At 53.1% G+C, this 17,476-nt stretch carries 13 protein-coding genes and 4 pseudogenes; 13 read left to right on the top strand and 4 right to left on the bottom strand.

The annotated features are described in order from the left end of the window. From QZF50_RS17575 to focB, 9 genes and pseudogenes are all read left to right on the top strand, one after another. Positions 1–869 (top strand): annotated as a pseudogene (locus QZF50_RS17575) (proton-conducting transporter membrane subunit); the annotation flags it as partial. An 11-nt stretch (positions 870–880) separates the two neighbouring features. Next, positions 881–1,531 carry a hydrogenase 4 membrane subunit gene (gene hyfE, locus QZF50_RS17570; protein WP_061892468.1) on the top strand — a complete coding sequence of 217 codons (651 nt, stop codon included), beginning with the start codon at positions 881–883 and terminating at the stop codon, positions 1,529–1,531. Positions 1,532–1,535: 4 nt separating this feature from the next. Continuing rightward, positions 1,536–3,116, top strand: a pseudogene (hyfF, locus tag QZF50_RS17565) (hydrogenase 4 subunit F). Then, positions 3,106–4,773 (top strand): hydrogenase 4 catalytic subunit HyfG, encoded by a 1,668-nt coding sequence (gene hyfG / locus QZF50_RS17560; RefSeq protein WP_001102305.1) that lies wholly within the window; start codon positions 3,106–3,108, stop codon positions 4,771–4,773. Before hyfF ends, hyfG begins: the two are co-directional and overlap by 11 nt. Before the next feature lie 9 nt (positions 4,774–4,782). After that, complete coding sequence (gene hyfH / locus QZF50_RS17555) at positions 4,783–5,328, top strand: hydrogenase 4 subunit H (protein ID WP_290388934.1); 546 nt, start codon at positions 4,783–4,785, stop codon at positions 5,326–5,328. Continuing rightward, positions 5,325–6,082: pseudogene (gene hyfI, locus QZF50_RS17550) on the top strand (hydrogenase 4 catalytic subunit HyfI). Before hyfH ends, hyfI begins: the two are co-directional and overlap by 4 nt. Further along, complete coding sequence (hyfJ, locus tag QZF50_RS17545; RefSeq protein ID WP_001307332.1) at positions 6,075–6,488, top strand: hydrogenase 4 assembly chaperone HyfJ; 414 nt, start codon at positions 6,075–6,077, stop codon at positions 6,486–6,488. Before hyfI ends, hyfJ begins: the two are co-directional and overlap by 8 nt. Before the next feature lie 29 nt (positions 6,489–6,517). Then, positions 6,518–8,530: a DNA-binding transcriptional regulator HyfR gene (gene hyfR, locus QZF50_RS17540; protein WP_001251581.1), complete on the top strand. Its 2,013-nt coding sequence runs from the start codon at positions 6,518–6,520 to the stop codon at positions 8,528–8,530. Between the two features lie 21 nt (positions 8,531–8,551). Next, positions 8,552–9,399 (top strand): annotated as a pseudogene (gene focB, locus QZF50_RS17535) (formate transporter FocB). 37 nt (positions 9,400–9,436) lie between these two features. On the opposite strand, the gene QZF50_RS17530 reads toward focB, so the two are convergent. Then, positions 9,437–10,498: an AI-2E family transporter gene (locus tag QZF50_RS17530; RefSeq protein WP_000892044.1), complete on the bottom strand. Its 1,062-nt coding sequence runs from the start codon at positions 10,496–10,498 to the stop codon at positions 9,437–9,439. A gap of 212 nt (positions 10,499–10,710) precedes the next feature. Between QZF50_RS17530 and bepA the strand changes: the two genes are divergently transcribed. Together bepA and arsC are read left to right on the top strand one after the other, a co-directional pair. Then, positions 10,711–12,174 (top strand): beta-barrel assembly-enhancing protease, encoded by a 1,464-nt coding sequence (gene bepA / locus QZF50_RS17525; RefSeq protein WP_000489667.1) that lies wholly within the window; start codon positions 10,711–10,713, stop codon positions 12,172–12,174. Positions 12,175–12,194: 20 nt separating this feature from the next. Continuing rightward, positions 12,195–12,554, top strand: a complete 360-nt coding sequence (arsC, locus tag QZF50_RS17520) for an arsenate reductase (glutaredoxin) (RefSeq protein WP_000166449.1) — start codon at positions 12,195–12,197, stop codon at positions 12,552–12,554. Between the two features lie 137 nt (positions 12,555–12,691). Here arsC and QZF50_RS17515 read toward each other — a convergent pair whose 3' ends face one another. The 3 genes from QZF50_RS17515 to upp all read right to left on the bottom strand — a co-directional run bounded on the left by QZF50_RS17515 (position 12,692) and on the right by upp (position 15,489). Beyond that, a complete protein-coding gene (locus QZF50_RS17515) occupies positions 12,692–13,393 on the bottom strand; it encodes a DnaA inactivator Hda (RefSeq protein ID WP_001307333.1) in 702 nt (233 codons plus the stop codon). Positions 13,394–13,487: 94 nt separating this feature from the next. After that, the gene (uraA, locus tag QZF50_RS17510) at positions 13,488–14,777 is read right to left on the bottom strand and encodes a uracil permease (protein WP_000198328.1); all 1,290 of its coding nucleotides are present in this window, start codon (positions 14,775–14,777) and stop codon (positions 13,488–13,490) included. An 85-nt stretch (positions 14,778–14,862) separates the two neighbouring features. Then, on the bottom strand, positions 14,863–15,489 hold the full coding sequence (upp, locus tag QZF50_RS17505) for a uracil phosphoribosyltransferase (RefSeq protein ID WP_061892469.1): 627 nt from the start codon (positions 15,487–15,489) through the stop codon (positions 14,863–14,865). 324 nt (positions 15,490–15,813) lie between these two features. On the opposite strand from upp, the gene purM reads away from it, so the two are divergent. Then, the gene (gene purM, locus QZF50_RS17500) at positions 15,814–16,851 is read left to right on the top strand and encodes a phosphoribosylformylglycinamidine cyclo-ligase (RefSeq protein WP_001295474.1); all 1,038 of its coding nucleotides are present in this window, start codon (positions 15,814–15,816) and stop codon (positions 16,849–16,851) included. Continuing rightward, a partial coding sequence (gene purN / locus QZF50_RS17495) for a phosphoribosylglycinamide formyltransferase (protein WP_290388933.1) occupies positions 16,851–17,476 on the top strand: 626 nt, incomplete at its 3' end. The genes purM and purN, both read left to right, overlap by 1 nt.

The raw sequence follows: 17,476 nt of genomic DNA, 5'->3' as shown, positions 1-17,476 counted from the left end.
TTTATCGGCGCGATGGCGGGACTGGTACTCTCCTCGACGCTGCTCGGTCAGTTGTTGTTTTTTGAAATTACGGGCGGCTGCTCCTGGGCGTTGATCAGTTATTACCAGAGCGATAAAGCGCAGCGTTCAGCACTAAAAGCGTTGCTTATCACCCATATCGGTTCGTTGGGGTTGTATCTTGCCGCCGCCACGCTGTTTTTGCAGACCGGAACGTTTGTGCTTAGCGCGATGAGCGAGTTACATGGCGACGCACGTTATCTGGTTTATGGCGGCATCCTGTTTGCCGCGTGGGGGAAATCGGCCCAGCTACCGATGCAAGCGTGGCTACCGGACGCAATGGAAGCGCCAACACCGATCAGCGCCTATCTCCACGCCGCATCGATGGTGAAAGTGGGCGGCTGGCACTGGAGGGCAGCATCGCCTACATCGTCAACCACGCGTTCGCTAAAAGCCTGTTTTTCCTTGTAGCAGGTGCGCTGAGTTACAGCTGCGGCACGCGCTTGTTGCCGCGTCTGCGTGGCGTATTGCACACCCTGCCGTTGCCAGGCGTGGGTTTCTGCGTGGCAGCGCTGGCGATTACCGGCGTGCCGCCGTTCAACGGCTTCTTCAGTAAATTCCCGCTGTTTGCTGCCGGTTTTGCGTTGTCAGTGGAGTACTGGATCCTGCTGCCCGCCATGATTCTGCTGATGATTGAATCGGTCGCCAGTTTCGCCTGGTTTATTCGCTGGTTTGGTCGCGTTGTGCCTGGCAAACCGAGCGAGGCCGTCGCCGATGCCGCACCGCTGCCAGGGTCAATGCGCCTGGTGTTGATTGTACTGATTGTGATGTCGCTGATTTCCAGCGTAATCGCCGCGACCTGGTTGCAGTAAGGAGATGATGAATGACCGGTTCTATGATCGTAAATAATCTGGCGGGACTGATGATGCTGACATCGCTGTTTGTGATTAGCGTCAAAAGCTATCGCCTGTCATGCGGATTTTACGCCTGCCAGTCGCTGGTGCTGGTGTCTATTTTCGCCACTCTCTCGTGCCTGTTCGCCGCAGAGCAACTGCTGATCTGGTCCGCCAGCGCCTTTATCACCAAAGTGCTGCTGGTACCGTTAATCATGACTTACGCTGCACGAAATATTCCCCAGAACATCCCGGAAAAAGCGTTATTCGGTCCGGCAATGATGGCACTGCTCGCGGCGTTAATTGTCCTGCTTTGCGCATTTGTCGTTCAGCCCGTGAAGCTACCGATGGCTACCGGGCTGAAACCGGCGCTGGCGGTAGCGTTAGGTCATTTTCTGCTTGGCCTGCTGTGCATTGTCAGCCAGCGCAATATCCTGCGGCAAATTTTTGGTTACTGCCTGATGGAAAACGGCTCCCATCTGGTGCTGGCGCTTCTTGCCTGGCGAGCACCGGAACTGGTGGAAATAGGTATCGCTACCGACGCCATCTTCGCCGTCATTGTGATGATGTTACTGGCAAGAAAAATATGGCGTACCCACGGCACGCTGGACGTGAACAACTTGACCGCGCTGAAGGGATAATGAGATGAGTTATTCTGTGATGTTCGCTTTACTCCTGCTCACGCCGCTGCTTTTTTCGCTGCTCTGTTTTGCCTGCCGGAAACGGGGGCTCTCTGCGACTTGTACGGTGACTGTATTACATAGCTTAGGGATCACACTGCTGCTGATTCTGGCACTCTGGGTGGTCCAAACTGCCGCTGATGCAGGAGAAATATTCGCTGCGGGACTGTGGCTTCATATTGATGGTCTGGGCGGTTTGTTCCTCGCCATTCTTGGTGTGATTGGCTTTCTCACCGGTGTTTACTCGATTGGCTACATGCGTCATGAAGTGGCACACGGCGAGCTTTCCCCCGTTACGCTGTGCGATTACTACGGTTTCTTCCATCTGTTTTAGTTTACCATGCTGCTGGTTGTTACCAGCAATAACCTGATTGTGATGTGGGCGGCGATCGAAGCCACCACCTTAAGCTCGGCGTTTCTGGTAGGCATTTACGGTCAGCGTTCATCGCTGGAAGCAGCATGGAAGTACATCATTATTTGTACTGTTGGTGTCGCTTTTGGTCTGTTCGGTACCGTGCTGGTATACGCCAACGTCGCCAGCGTTATGCCGCAGGCAGAAATGGCGATATTCTGGAGCGAGGTTCTTAAGCAATCGTCCTTGCTTGACCCAACATTAATGCTGTTGGCCTTTGTGTTTGTGCTAATTGGCTTTGGCACCAAAACCGGGCTATTTCCCATGCACGCCTGGCTGCCGGATGCTCACAGTGAAGCACCGAGTCCGGTCAGCGCCCTGCTCTCCGCCGTATTGCTGAACTGCGCGCTGTTGGTGCTAATTCGCTATTACATCATTATCTGCCAGGCCATCGGCAGCGATTTCCCCAACCGGTTGTTGCTCATCTTCGGCATGTTGTCGGTTGCCGTGGCGGCATTTTTCATTCTGGTACAGCGGGACATTAAGCGTCTGCTGGCGTACTCCAGCGTGGAGAACATGGGACTGGTCGCGGTGGCGCTAGGCATTGGCGGGCCACTGGGAATTTTTGCCGCGCTGCTGCACACCTTAAACCACAGTCTGGCAAAAACGCTGCTGTTCTGCGGTTCCGGCAATGTACTGCTCAAGTACGGCACGCGCGATCTCAACGTCGTCTGTGGGATGCTCAAAATCATGCCATTTACCGCCGTGCTGTTTGGCGGCGGTGCGCTGGCGCTGGCAGGGATGCCGCCCTTCAACATTTTTCTTAGCGAATTTATGACCATTACCGCCGGACTGGCACGTAATCACCTGCTGATTATCGTCCTGCTGTTATTGCTGTTAACGCTGGTGCTGGCGGGCCTGGTACGGATGGCAGCGCGGGTGTTAATGGCGAAACCGCCGCAGGCCGTTAACCGGGGTGATCTCGGCTGGTTGACCACCTCGCCAATGGTGATTCTGCTGGTCATGATGCTGGCGATGGGAACGCATATTCCACAACCTGTCATCAGGATCCTGGCGGGCGCTTCCACTATAGTCCTCTCAGGGACGCACGACCTGCCTGCACAACGTAGCACCTGGCATGATTTTTTGCCTTCAGGCACCGCATCTGTTTCGGAGAAACACAGTGAACGTTAATTCATCGTCAAATCGTGGCGAAGCGATTCTCGCCGCCCTGAAAACGCAGTTCCCCGGCGCGGTGCTGGATGAAGAGCGACAAACGCCTGAACAGGTCACCATTACGGTGAAAATCAATCTGCTGCCTGACGTTGTACATTATCTTTATTATCAACATGATGGCTGGCTTCCAGTCCTGTTTGGCAACGACGAGCGGACACTTAACGGTCATTACGCGGTTTATTATGCCCTTTCAATGGAAGGGGCCGAAAAATGCTGGATCGTGGTGAAGGCACTGGTCGATGCCGACAGTCGGGAGTTTCCGTCAGTCACACCGCGCGTCCCTGCCGCGGTCTGGGGCGAGCGAGAAATTCGCGATATGTACGGGCTGATTCCGGTTGGCCTGCCGGATCAGCGTCGCCTGGTGTTGCCCGATGACTGGCCGGAAGATATGCATCCGCTGCGCAAAGATGCGATGGATTATCGACTGCGCCCTGAACCGACGACTGATTCCGAAACGTATCCGTTTATCAATGAGGGCAACAGCGATGCGCAGGTGATCCCTGTCGGCCCGCTGCATATCACCTCCGATGAACTGGGTCACTTCCGCTTGTTTGTGGATGGCGAGCAAATTGTCGATGCTGATTACCGCCTGTTTTATGTCCATCGCGGCATGGAGAAACTGGCAGAAACGCGGATGGGCTACAACGAAGTGACCTTCTTATCGGACCGCGTGTGTGGGATTTGCGGTTTTGCCCACAGTGTGGCCTATACCAACTCGGTTGAAAATGCACTGGGGATTGAGGTGCCGCAACGAGCACATACTATTCGCTCGATTCTGCTGGAAGTCGAACGGCTACACAGTCATTTGCTTAACCTTGGCCTCTCCTGCCATTTCGTTGGTTTTGATACCGGCTTTATGCAATTTTTCCGCGTGCGGGAAAAGTCGATGACGATGGCGGAATTGCTGATCGGGTCGCGTAAAACCTACGGTCTGAATCTGATTGGTGGTGTTCGCCGCGATATTCTCAAAGAGCAACGTCTGCAAACGCTGAAACTGGTGCGCGAGATGCGCGCCGACGTGTCGGAGCTGGTAGAGATGCTGCTTGCTACGCCGAATATGGAACAACGCACTCAGGGCATTGGCATTCTCGACCGACAAATCGCCCGTGATTTGCGCTTTGATCACCCCTACGCCGACTACGGCAATATTCCAAAAACACTGTTTACCTTTACCGGCGGCGATGTTTTCTCCCGCGTGATGGTCCGTGTCAAAGAGACGTTTGATTCGCTGGCAATGCTGGAATTTGCCCTCGACAACATGCCGGATACCCCACTGCTGACCGAAGGCTTTAGCTATAAACCTCACGCATTCGCGCTGGGCTTTGTTGAAGCGCCACGCGGTGAAGACGTGCACTGGAGCATGCTCGGTGATAACCAAAAATTGTTCCGCTGGCGCTGCCGTGCCGCCACCTACGCCAACTGGCCGGTGTTGCGTTACATGCTGCGCGGCAATACCGTTTCTGACGCACCGCTGATTATCGGTAGCCTTGATCCCTGCTACTCCTGTACCGACCGTGTGACGCTGGTAGATGTGCGCAAGCGCCAGTCAAAAACCGTGCCGTATAAAGAGATCGAACGCTACGGTATTGATCGTAACCGTTCGCCGCTGAAGTAAGGACAGAAGATGCTGAAGTTACTGAAAACTATTATGCGCGCCGGAACCGCGACGGTGAAATATCCCTTCGCGCCACTGGAGGTCATCCCAGGCTTTCGCGGGAAACCGGACCTGATGCCCAGCCAATGTATTGCCTGCGGTGCCTGCGCCTGTGCTTGTCCGGCAAATGCGCTGACTATCCAGACCGACGACCAGCAAAATTCGCGCACCTGGCAGCTCTATCTGAGGCGTTGTATTTACTGCGGACGTTGTGAAGAAGTGTGCCCGACCAGAGCCATCCAGCTTACCAATAACTTTGAACCGACCGTCACCAATAAAGCCGATCTCTATACCCGCGCGACGTTCCATCTACAACGTTGCAGCCGTTGCGAACGCCCGTTTGCCCAGCAAAAAACCGTCGCACTGGCTGCTGAATTGTTGGCAGAGCAACAAAATGCGCCACAAAACCGCGAAATGTTATGGGCGCAAGCGAGCGTCTGCCCGGAGTGCAAACAACGCGCGACGCTGCTCAACGACGATACAGATGTACCGCTGGTGGCTAAGGAGCAGCTATGAGTCCAGTGCTTACACAACATGTCAGCCAGCCCATCACGCTGGACGAGCAAACGCAAAAGATGAAGCAGCATTTGCTACAGGATATCCGTCGCTCGGCTTACGTTTATCGCGTCGATTGCGGCGGCTGCAACGCCTGTGAAATCGAAATTTTTGCCGCCATCACACCAGTATTCGACGCAGAACGTTTTGGCATTAAGGTTATTTCATCACCGCGTCACGCCGATATTTTGTTATTTACAGGCGCAGTCACCCGGGCGATGCGTATGCCTGCACTTCGGGCGTATGAGTCTGCCCCCGATCATAAAATCTGTGTTTCCTACGGCGCGTGCGGTGCCGGCGGCGGATTTTCCACGATCTCTACAGCGTCTGGGGCGGCAGCGACACCATTGTCCCCATTGATGTTTGGATCCCCGGCTGCCCGCCAACACCGGCCGCCACCATTCACGGTTTCGCCGTGGCGCTCGGTTTGCTGCAACAGAAGATTCACGCGGTGGATTATCGCGATCCCACCGGGGTGACTATGCAACCGTTGTGGCCGCAGATCCCGCCATCACAGCGTATCGCCATTGAGCGAGAAGCGCGGCGGCTGGCGGGCTATCGTCAGGGGCGAGAAATTTGCGATCGGCTCCTGCGCCATTTAAGCGACGATCCTACAGGAAATCGGGTTAACACCTGGTTGCGCGATGCCGACGATCCACGTCTCAATAGTATCGTTCAGCAACTCTTTCGCGTACTCCGGGGGTTACATGACTGAAGAGTGCGGGGAAATTGTTTTCTGGACGCTGCGAAAAAAGTTTGTCGCCAGTAGCGACGAGATGCCGGAACACAGCTCTCAGGTAATGTATTACTCGCTGGCTATCGGTCATCACGTTGGCGTGATTGATTGTCTGAATGTCGCCTTCCCCTGCCCACTGACGGAATACGAAGATTGGCTTGCCCAGGTCGAAGAGGAGCAAGCCCGACGTAAGATGCTGGGGGTGATGAATTTTGGTGAGATTGTTATTGACGCCAGCCACACCGCCCTGTTGACCCGGGCATTCGCGCCACTGGCGGATGACGCGACGTCTGTGTGGCAGGCGCGTAGCATTCAATTCATTCATCTGTTGGATGAAATTGTGCAGGAACCGGCCATCTATCTGATGGCCAGAAAAATTGCGTGAGAAGGATTTCTCATTAATAAGGACTGTTGATGGCTATGTCAGACGAGGCGATGTTTGCCCCGCCACAAGGAATAACAATTGAAGCGGTAAACGGAATGCTCGCGGAGCGGTTAGCACAGAAACACGGTAAGGCGTCTTTATTACGCGCCTTCATCCCGATGCCGCCGCCGTTCAGCCCGGTACAACTTATTGAACTGCATGTTCTCAAAAGCAACTTCTATTACCGCTACCATGATGATGGCAGCGATGTGACGGCAACAACAGAGTATCAGGGCGAGATGGTCGATTATTCGCGTCACGCCGTCCTTCTCGGCAGTAGTGGAATGGCGGAGCTACGCTTTATTCGTACCCACGGCAGCCGTTTTACTCCCCAGGATTGCACACTGTTTAACTGGCTGGCGCGGATAATCACCCCGGTTCTGCAATCATGGCTCAATGATGAAGAACAGCAGGTGGCGCTGCGTTTGCTGGAGAAAGATCGCGATCATCATCGGGTACTGGTTGATATTACTAATGCAGTGCTGTCACATCTTGATCTCGACGATCTGATCGCTGACGTCGCTCGTGAGATCCATCATTTTTTCGGTCTGGCTTCAGTCAGTATGGTACTGGGCGATCATCGAAAGAACGAGAAGTTCAGCCTGTGGTGCAGCGATCTTTCTGCCTCACATTGTGCGTGTCTGCCACGCAATATGCCTGGCGACAGTGTATTGCTGACACAAACGCTACAAACCCGACAACCGACCTTGACGCACCGTGCAGACGATCTGTTTCTCTGGCAACGCGACCCGTTATTACTCTTACTTGCATCTAACGGCTGCGAATCTGCGCTCCTGATACCGCTTACCTTTGGCAACCATACACCGGGTGCATTGTTACTGGCGCATACCTCTTCCACTCTCTTTAGTGAGGAAAACTGCCAGCTACTACAACACATAGCCGATCGCATCGCTATTGCCGTTGGCAATGCCGATGCCTGGCGTAGCATGACCGATTTGCAGGAAAGTTTGCAGCAAGAAAACCACCAGCTTAGCGAGCAGCTCCTTTCGAATCTGGGCGTCGGTGACATTATCTATCAAAGCCAGGCAATGGAAGACCTGCTCCAGCAGGTAGATATTGTGGCGAAGAGCGACAGTACGGTGTTGATTTGCGGTGAAACCGGAACTGGCAAAGAGGTGATCGCCAGAGCGATCCATCAACTTAGCCCGCGACGCGACAAGCCGCTGGTCAAAATCAACTGCGCTGCCATCCCCGCCAGTCTTCTGGAAAGTGAGTTATTCGGTCATGACAAAGGGGCGTTTACTGGTGCGATTAATACCCATCGTGGTCGTTTTGAAATTGCCGATGGCGGCACGTTGTTTCTCGATGAAATTGGCGATCTGCCGTTAGAACTTCAGCCTAAATTGCTGCGCGTATTGCAGGAGCGGGAGATTGAGCGTCTCGGCGGGAGTAGAACGATCCCGGTGAATGTCAGAGTCATTGCCGCCACCAACCGTGATTTGTGGCAAATGGTTGAAGATCGCCAGTTTCGCAGCGATCTCTTTTATCGCCTGAATGTCTTCCCACTGGAATTGCCGCCGCTACGCGATCGTCCGGAAGATATCCCTCTTTTAGCAAAGCATTTCACGCAAAAAATGGCGCGCCATATGAATCGCGCAATTGACGCAATCCCGACCGAGGCGCTACGCCAGTTGATGTCGTGGGATTGGCCGGGCAACGTGCGCGAGCTGGAAAACGTGATTGAGCGGGCGGTACTGTTGACTCGTGGTAACAATCTGAATTTACATCTAAATGTCCGACAAAGCCGTTTACTGCCGACGCTAAATGAAGATTCAGCGCTTCGCAGTTCAATGGCGCAGTTGCTGCACCCGACGACGCCAGAGAATGACGAAGAAGAACGTCAGCGCATTGTTCAGGTATTGCGAGAAACCAATGGCATTGTTGCCGGGCCCCGTGGCGCGGCGACACGATTAGGGATGAAGCGCACCACGCTGCTGTCACGAATGCAGCGTCTGGGGATCTCGGTTCGCGAGGTGTTGTAATCTGCTTTTGCAGGAGTATGCATGAGAAACAAACTCTCTTTCGACTTGCAGTTGAGCGCCAGAAAAGCGGCAATCGCTGAACGGATTGCCTCCCATAAAATTGCCCGCAGTAAAGTGTCGGTCTTTTTAATGGCGATGTCCGCTGGCGTGTTTATGGCGATCGGATTTACTTTTTACCTTTCCGTTATCGCCGATGCCCCGTCTTCACAGGCATTAACCCATCTGGTGGGCGGCCTTTGCTTTACACTCGGCTTTATTTTGCTGGCGGTTTGTGGCACCAGCCTGTTCACCTCGTCGGTAATGACGGTGATGGCAAAAAGTCGGGGCGTTATTAGTTGGCGAACTTGGCTGATTAACGCACTTCTGGTGGCCTGCGGTAATCTGGCAGGTATTGCCTGTTTCAGTTTGTTAATCTGGTTTTCCGGGCTGGTGATGAGTGAAAACGCGATGTGGGGAGTCGCGGTTTTACACTGCGCCGAGGGCAAAATGCATCATACATTTACTGAATCTGTCAGCCTCGGCATTATGTGCAATCTGATGGTTTGCCTGGCGCTGTGGATGAGTTATTGCGGGCGTTCATTATGCGACAAAATCGTCGCTATGATTTTGCCCATCACCCTGTTTGTCGCCAGTGGCTTTGAGCACTGTATCGCCAATTTGTTTGTGATTCCGTTCGCCATTGCCATTCGCCATTTTGCCCCACGCCCCTTCGGCAACTGGCGCACAGTAGCGCAGACAATTTTCCGGCACTGACGGTCAGCCATTTTATTACCGCCAATCTGCTCCCGGTGATGCTGGGTAATATTATCGGCGGTGCAGTGCTGGTGAGTATTTGTTATCGGGCTATTTATTTACGTCAGGAATCCTGAAAAATCAGCCCGGCGAAACAGTTCGTCGGGCTGAAGATTATTCTTGCGCGATTTGCCCATCGGGCCAGGCGTGGATCACGGCTTTGATCAGCGTCGCCAATGGAATGGCGAAGAATACGCCCCAGAATCCCCACAAACCACCGAAGATCACCACCGATAAAATAATCACCAGCGGATGCAGGTTAACCGCTTCGGAGAACAACACCGGTACTAGCAGGTTGCCGTCCAGCGCCTGAATAATCAGATACACCGCGAAGCAGCTCCAGAATTCCGTGCCTGCGCCAAACTGGAATAGCGCCACGCCAACCACCGGAATGGTCACCACAAATGCGCCAATGTACGGAATAAGAACCGAGAAGCCGACCAGCACCGCCAGCAGCAGCGAATAGTTCAGCCCGAAGAGCAAGAACCCCAGCCAGGTGGCGATCCCTACCACGATCATCTCCAGCACTTTGCCGCGGATATAGTTGGTGATTTGTTGATTCATCTCCTTCCACACCTGTCCTGCCAGCCCACGGTTACGCGGCAGCACCCGGCGAACGGCGTTCAGCATCTGCTCTTTGTCTTTCAGCAGGAAGAAGACCATCAATGGCACCAGCACCAGATAGACGGCTATGGTCAGCAAACCGACCAGCGAGGCGAGGGAAATTTTCACCACCGAATCGCCCATGGTCAGCATCCGACTGCGCATATTTTCGGCCATTGCATCAATAATGCCCGCGTCCATTAACGCCGGATAGCGGCGCGGCAACGTGGCGGCAAAGTCAGAAAGCTTATTGAGCATCCCCGGCATATCGCGGATTAAGTAGATGCCCTGTTGCCAGGCGATAGGCAGTACCACGAACGCCATCAGTAGCAATATACCGACAAAAACCACCAATACAATCGACGTCGCCCAGCGGCGGGAGCAGCCAATAGATTGCAGGCGCACGGTTGGCCATTCCAGCAAATAGGCCAGCACAATAGCCACCAGCAACGGAGCAAGCAGGCCACTAAAGAAAAAGATAATGCCAAATCCGGCAACTAAAATAACCAGCAAGGCAATCGCTTCCGGGTCGCTAAAACGGCGGCGATACCATTGCATCAACATTTCGAGCATAAAGACCTTCCCTGAACCTCAAGAGCGGGATTGCGATCCGCAATTGTATCGAAATGTCACAAAAAAGACTTCGCTTTTTATGACGGATTCAGGAAACTGAAAAGTCATTTGAGTGGGCTAATCTTCGCCGTTACACTCAAAGGCGGCGCGGTGGGAACGATATTTAACAGTATCGGTCAAATGACTATCTTCAGAAATACAGGATAGAGGTTATGTTCAGGCAGTTGAAAAAAAACCTGGTTGCAACCCTCATTGCTGCTATGACCATTGGTCAGGTAGCCCCGGCGTTTGCCGACAGCGCAGACACCTTGCCGGATATGGGAACCTCCGCAGGAAGCACGCTTTCCATTGGTCAGGAAATGCAGATGGGCGACTATTATGTCCGCCAGCTACGCGGCAGCGCGCCGTTAATTAATGACCCGCTGTTAACGCAATATATTAATTCGCTGGGGATGCGTCTGGTTTCGCATGCCAATTCGGTTAAGACACCGTTTCATTTTTTTCTGATCAACAACGACGAAATTAACGCCTTTGCTTTCTTTGGCGGCAACGTGGTGCTGCACTCTGCCCTGTTCCGTTATTCCGATAACGAAAGTCAACTGGCTTCAGTTATGGCGCACGAAATCTCCCACGTCACCCAACGTCACCTGGCGCGAGCGATGGAAGATCAGCAGCGCAGCGCGCCGCTGACCTGGGTCGGCGCGTTAGGTTCTATTTTACTGGCGATGGCCAGTCCGCAGGCGGGGATGGCGGCGCTGACCGGTACACTGGCGGGAACGCGTCAGGGGATGATCAGTTTCACCCAGCAAAATGAACAGGAAGCGGACCGCATTGGTATTCAGGTGCTGCAACGCTCGGGATTCGATCCGCAGGCGATGCCAACCTTCCTCGAAAAATTACTCGATCAGGCGCGTTACTCCTCGCGCCCGCCGGAAATTTTATTGACTCACCCGTTGCCGGAAAGTCGTCTGGCAGATGCCCGCAACCGTGCTAATCAGATGCGCCCGATGGTGGTGCAGTCGTCGGAAGATTTCTATCTGGCGAAAGCGCGCACACTGGGGATGTATAATTCCGGACGTAACCAGCTCACCAGTGATTTGCTGGATGAATGGGCGAAAGGAAACGTTCGTCAGCAACGAGCAGCGCAATATGGTCGTGCTTTACAGGCGATGGAAGCCAATAAATACGACGAGGCGCGTAAAACGCTGCAACCGTTACTGGCGGCAGAACCTGGCAACGCATGGTATCTCGATCTGGCTACTGATATCGATCTTGGGCAAAACAAAGCCAATGAAGCGATCAATCGCCTGAAAAATGCCCGCGATTTACGCACCAATCCGGTGTTGCAGCTCAACCTGGCGAACGCTTATCTGCAAGGCGGTCAACCACAAGAAGCGGCCAATATTCTGAATCGCTACACCTTTAATAATAAAGATGACAGCAACGGCTGGGATTTGCTGGCACAGGCGGAAGCCGCGCTAAATAACCGTGATCAGGAGCTGGCTGCGCGAGCAGAAGGTTATGCGCTCGCCGGACGACTCGATCAGGCCATTTCGCTGTTGAGTAGCGCCAGTTCGCAGGTGAAATTAGGCAGCCTGCAACAAGCGCGTTACGATGCGCGCATCGACCAGTTGCGCCAGCTGCAGGAACGCTTTAAGCCTTATACCAAGATGTAATTCGCATTAAAGGAAGAACAATGACCAAACAGGTAAAAATCTACCATAACCCACGCTGTTCAAAGAGCCGGGAAACGCTGAACCTGCTGAAAGAAAACGGCGTGGAGCCAGAAGTGGTGCTCTACCTTGAGACACCCGCCGATGCGGCAACGCTGCGCGATTTGCTGAAAATGCTGGGGATGAATAGCGCCCGTGAATTGATGCGCCAGAAAGAGGATCTTTATAAAGAACTGAACCTGGCTGACAGTTCGCTTAGCGAAGAGGCGCTGATTCAGGCAATGGTGGATAATCCGAAGCTAATGGAGCGCCCGATTGTGGTCGCGAATGGCAAAGCGCGGATTGGTCGTCCACCGGAGCAGGTACTGGAAATCGTGGGTTAAGATGTGCTCCATCGCTAGTTGAAGCACATTGCCGGATGCGACGCTTGCCACGTCTTATCCGGCCTACGAATACTATGGATTAACTTCGCGTAGTTCGGATAAGACGTTCGCGCCGCATCCGACAATAAACACCTTATCTACAACTTCAGAATTTCTTTCACAAACGGAATGGTCAGCTTACGTTGCGCGGTAATCGACGCACGATCCAACTGATCCAACGTCATAAATAGCGTGCGCATTTCTCTGTCGAGCCGCTTCAGCAAGAAACGCCCCACATCTTCCGGCAGTTCAAAACCACGCAAACGCGCGCGTAACTGTAGCGCCTGCAACTTATCTTCATCAGAAAGTGGCTGCAATTTGTAGATCTGCCCCCAGTCGAGTCGCGACGCGAGATCCGGTAATCCCAGATTCAACTGCCGCGGTGGACGATCGCCGGTGATCAACAATCGTGTTTTGCCCGATTCCAGAATTCGATTGTAGAGATCGAAAATCGCCATCTCCCACAACTCATCGCCTGCAATACACTCAATGTTGTCGATACAGACCAGCGACAAATGCTCCATACCGTCGAGCACTTCCGGAACAAACCAGGTGCGTTTATCCAGCGGGACATAGCCCACCGCATCGCCACGCTGCGACAATTCCGCGCAAGCCGCGTGCAGCAGATGGCTGCGCCCCGCGCCTTCGCGTGCCCAGAGATAGATGTAACCGCTATGTTCCTGACGCAGCACGTTTTGCAGCGCAGCCAGTAAAGAGGAGTTATCCCCCGGCCAGAAACTTGCAAAGGTTTCGTCGTCAGGAAGATAAAGTGGCAAAGAGAGCTGTGCCGGTGTGTTCAGAGATACCTCAACCAGGATTTCACAAAATCGCGAGAAGTTTACCACAGAATCCCATGATGTTTGAACCGGGCAGCAACACTGCCCGGTCGGTACATTATTTGTCTGTTATATCCGCGTCTTCTGCGTCCAGCACCACTTCTTCAGGGCGCAGCACACTAATCAGTTTGAAGATCAAACTTAAGCCGATACCGACGATGGTCGCCAGCGCCATACCTTTTAACTCCGCCGCGCCGATGTTTACCTTCGCGCCACTGACGCCGATGATCAAAATCACGGAAGTCAGGATCAGGTTCTGTGCTTTGTTGTAATCCACTTTCGATTCGATCAAAACACGAATACCGGAAGCACCGATGACACCATAAAGCAGCAGCGAAACGCCGCCCATCACCGGCAATGGGATCATCTGGATAGCGGCAGCCAGTTTACCGACACAGGAAAGCAGGATAGCGAAAATCGCCGCCCCACCGATAACCCAGGTACTGTAAACACGGGTGATCGCCATCACGCCAATGTTTTCTCCGTAAGTGGTATTTGGCGTAGAGCCAAAGAAGCCGGAGATCACGGTCGACAAGCCATTAGCAAACATCGAACGGTGCAGACCTGGATCGCGCAGCAGATCTTTTTTGACGATATTAGCCGTTACTACCAGGTGCCCTACGTGTTCGGCAATAACCACTAACGCCGCTGGCAGAATAGTCAGAATGGCAAACCACTCGAAGCGCGGCGTATAGAGGGTTGGCAGCGCAAACCAGTGAGCATTAATAATCGGCGTGGTATCGACAATTCCCATTGCGAAAGAGAGCGCGTAGCCCACCAGCACGCCAATTAAAATCGGGATAATTGCCAGGAAACCACGAAACAGCACGGAACCTAAAACCGTGACCGCCAGGGTGGTAATAGAGATGATGATGGTTTTGGAGTCTGGCGTTTGCCCTTCAGCCGGGAGTAAACCCGCCATACCGGCAGCTACGCCCGCCAGCTCCAGACCGATGACGGCAACGATTGCGCCCATTGCCGCAGGTGGAAACAGCACGTCCAGCCAGCCGGTCCCCGCTTTCTTCACGATAAAAGAAACCAGGCAGAACAGCACGCCGCACATAATAAAGCCGCCCAGCGCGACTTCATACCCTAACGGCAACAGTAACAATACCGGTGAAATAAAGGCAAAGCTGGAACCAAGATAAGCCGGAATTTTCCCTTTACAGATGAAGAGATACAGCAGCGTTCCAATACCGTTAAATAACAGTACAGTCGCCGGGTTAATATGAAATAAGACGGGCACCAGGACGGTTGCACCAAACATGGCGAACAAATGTTGCAAACTAAGCGGGATTGTCTGTAAAAGTGGCGGTCTTTCACTCACCCCGATAGCACGGCGCGTCATAGTATTATCCTCTGTATTATGTGTTATAGGCGCTTTACTCAAAAAAAAGCCGACTCTTAAAGTCGGCTTTAATTATTTTTATTCTTTATTTCGTACCAAAGATTTTGTCACCGGCATCGCCGAGGCCCGGAATAATGTATCCGTGCTCGTTCAGTCCCTGATCAATCGATGCGGTATACAGTTCGACGTCCGGGTGCGCTTTTTCCAGCGCAGCGATACCTTCTGGCGCAGCGACCAGCACCAGAACTTTGATGCTGCTGCAGCCCGCTTTTTTCAGCAGGTCGATGGTCGCGATAACGGAACCGCCGGTTGCCAGCATTGGGTCAACGATCAGCGCCATACGCTCATCGATGTTAGAAACCAGTTTCTGGAAGTACGGTACCGGCTCCAGCTTTTCTTCATTACGGTACATACCGACAACGCTGATGCGCGCGCTCGGAACGTTTTCCAGCACACCGTCCATCATACCAAGACCCGCACGCAGAATTGGCACAACGGTAATTTTCTTACCTTTGATCTGGTCGATTTCTACCGGGCCGTTCCAGCCTTCGATAGTTACTTTTTCCGTTTCGAGGTCGGCGGTCGCTTCGTAAGTCAGCAGGCTACCCACTTCGGAAGCGAGTTCGCGAAAGCGCTTGGTGCTGATATCTTGCTCACGCATCAGTCCCAGCTTGTGTTTGACGAGTGGGTGTTTGACTTCCACGATCTTCATACTCTTTCTCCTTTGAGGGGCAGCCACAAAAAAAATCGACGGATTATACCTCCTTTCTTCAAGGCGGCAATATTCTTTTCGTTGACTTTAGTCAAAATGATAACGGTTTGAGATAAAGTTATTTTATATTCAAATGGTTATGAAAGAAGATTATTCCATCCGAAAACTAACCTTTACCCTGGCACAAGTCTTCTTTCGCCGCGCGTCTGGGGAAAAGACGTGCAAAAAGGTTGTGTAAAGCAGTCTCGCAAACGTTTGCTTTCCCTGTTAGAATTGCGCCGAATTTTATTTTTCTACCGCAAGTAACGCGTGGGGACCCAAGCAGTGACCGATAAAACCTCTCTTAGCTACAAAGATGCCGGTGTTGATATTGACGCGGGTAATGCTCTGGTTGGAAGAATCAAAGGCGTAGTGAAGAAAACGCGTCGTCCGGAAGTGATGGGCGGTCTGGGCGGCTTCGGTGCGCTGTGTGCATTGCCGCAAAAATATCGTGAACCCGTGCTGGTTTCCGGCACTGACGGCGTAGGTACCAAGCTGCGTCTGGCAATGGACTTAAAACGTCACGACACCATTGGTATTGATCTGGTCGCCATGTGCGTTAATGACCTGGTGGTGCAAGGTGCAGAACCGCTGTTTTTCCTCGACTATTACGCAACCGGAAAACTGGATGTTGATACCGCTTCAGCGGTGATCAGCGGCATTGCGGAAGGATGTCTGCAATCGGGCTGTTCACTGGTGGGTGGCGAAACGGCAGAAATGCCGGGGATGTATCACGGTGAAGATTACGATGTCGCGGGTTTCTGCGTTGGCGTGGTAGAAAAATCAGAAATCATCGACGGCTCTAAAGTCAGCGACGGCGATGTGCTGATTGCACTCGGTTCCAGCGGTCCGCACTCGAACGGCTATTCGCTGGTGCGCAAAATTCTTGAAGTCAGCGGTTGTGATCCGCAAACCACCGAACTTGATGGTAAGCCATTAGCCGATCATCTGCTGGCACCGACCCGCATTTACGTGAAGTCAGTGCTGGAGTTGATTGAAAAGGTCGATGTGCATGCCATTGCGCACCTGACCGGCGGCGGCTTCTGGGAAAACATTCCGCGCGTATTGCCAGATAATACCCAGGCAGTGATTGATGAATCTTCCTGGCAGTGGCCGGAAGTGTTCAACTGGCTGCAAACGGCAGGTAACGTTGAGCGCCATGAAATGTATCGCACCTTCAACTGCGGCGTCGGGATGATTATTGCCCTGCCTGCTCCGGAAGTGGACAAAGCCCTCGCCCTACTCAATGCCAACGGTGAAAACGCGTGGAAAATCGGTATCATCAAAGCCTCTGATTCCGAACAACGCGTGGTTATCGAATAATGAATATTGTGGTGCTTATTTCCGGCAACGGAAGTAATTTACAGGCAATTATTGACGCCTGTAAAACCAACAAAATTAAAGGCACCGTACGGGCAGTTTTCAGCAATAAGGCCGACGCGTTCGGCCTTGAACGCGCCCGCCAGGCGGGTATTGCAACGCATACGCTCATCGCCAGCGCGTTTGACAGTCGTGAGGCCTATGACCGGGAGTTGATTCATGAAATCGACATGTACGCACCCGATGTGGTCGTGCTGGCTGGTTTTATGCGCATTCTCAGCCCGGCGTTTGTCTCCCACTATGCCGGGCGTTTGCTGAACATTCACCCTTCTCTGCTGCCGAAATATCCCGGATTACACACCCATCGTCAGGCGCTGGAAAATGGTGATGAAGAGCACGGTACATCGGTGCATTTCGTCACCGATGAACTGGACGGTGGCCCGGTTATTTTACAGGCGAAAGTCCCGGTATTTGCTGGTGATACGGAAGATGACATCACCGCCCGCGAGCAAACCCAGGAACACGCTATTTATCCACTGGTGATTAGCTGGTTTGCCGATGGTCGTCTGAAAATGCACGAAAACGCCGCGTGGCTGGATGGTCAACGTCTGCCGCCGCAGGGCTACGC

Source organism: uncultured Escherichia sp. (assembly GCF_948475835.1).
GTDB lineage: Bacteria > Pseudomonadota > Gammaproteobacteria > Enterobacterales > Enterobacteriaceae > ECMA0423.
This window is presented reverse-complemented; position numbering and strand designations above follow the sequence as displayed.

Coding starts and splice junctions, on each gene's coding strand:
- bepA (WP_000489667.1), top strand. CDS start 10,711: ATGTTCAGGCAGTTGAAAAAAAACCTGGTTGCAACCCTCATTGCTGCT.
- arsC (WP_000166449.1), top strand. CDS start 12,195: ATGACCAAACAGGTAAAAATCTACCATAACCCACGCTGTTCAAAGAGC.
- hyfR (WP_001251581.1), top strand. CDS start 6,518: ATGGCTATGTCAGACGAGGCGATGTTTGCCCCGCCACAAGGAATAACA.
- hyfE (WP_061892468.1), top strand. CDS start 881: ATGACCGGTTCTATGATCGTAAATAATCTGGCGGGACTGATGATGCTG.
- hyfJ (WP_001307332.1), top strand. CDS start 6,075: ATGACTGAAGAGTGCGGGGAAATTGTTTTCTGGACGCTGCGAAAAAAG.
- hyfH (WP_290388934.1), top strand. CDS start 4,783: ATGCTGAAGTTACTGAAAACTATTATGCGCGCCGGAACCGCGACGGTG.
- uraA (WP_000198328.1), bottom strand. CDS start 14,777: ATGACGCGCCGTGCTATCGGGGTGAGTGAAAGACCGCCACTTTTACAG.
- upp (WP_061892469.1), bottom strand. CDS start 15,489: ATGAAGATCGTGGAAGTCAAACACCCACTCGTCAAACACAAGCTGGGA.
- QZF50_RS17530 (WP_000892044.1), bottom strand. CDS start 10,498: ATGCTCGAAATGTTGATGCAATGGTATCGCCGCCGTTTTAGCGACCCG.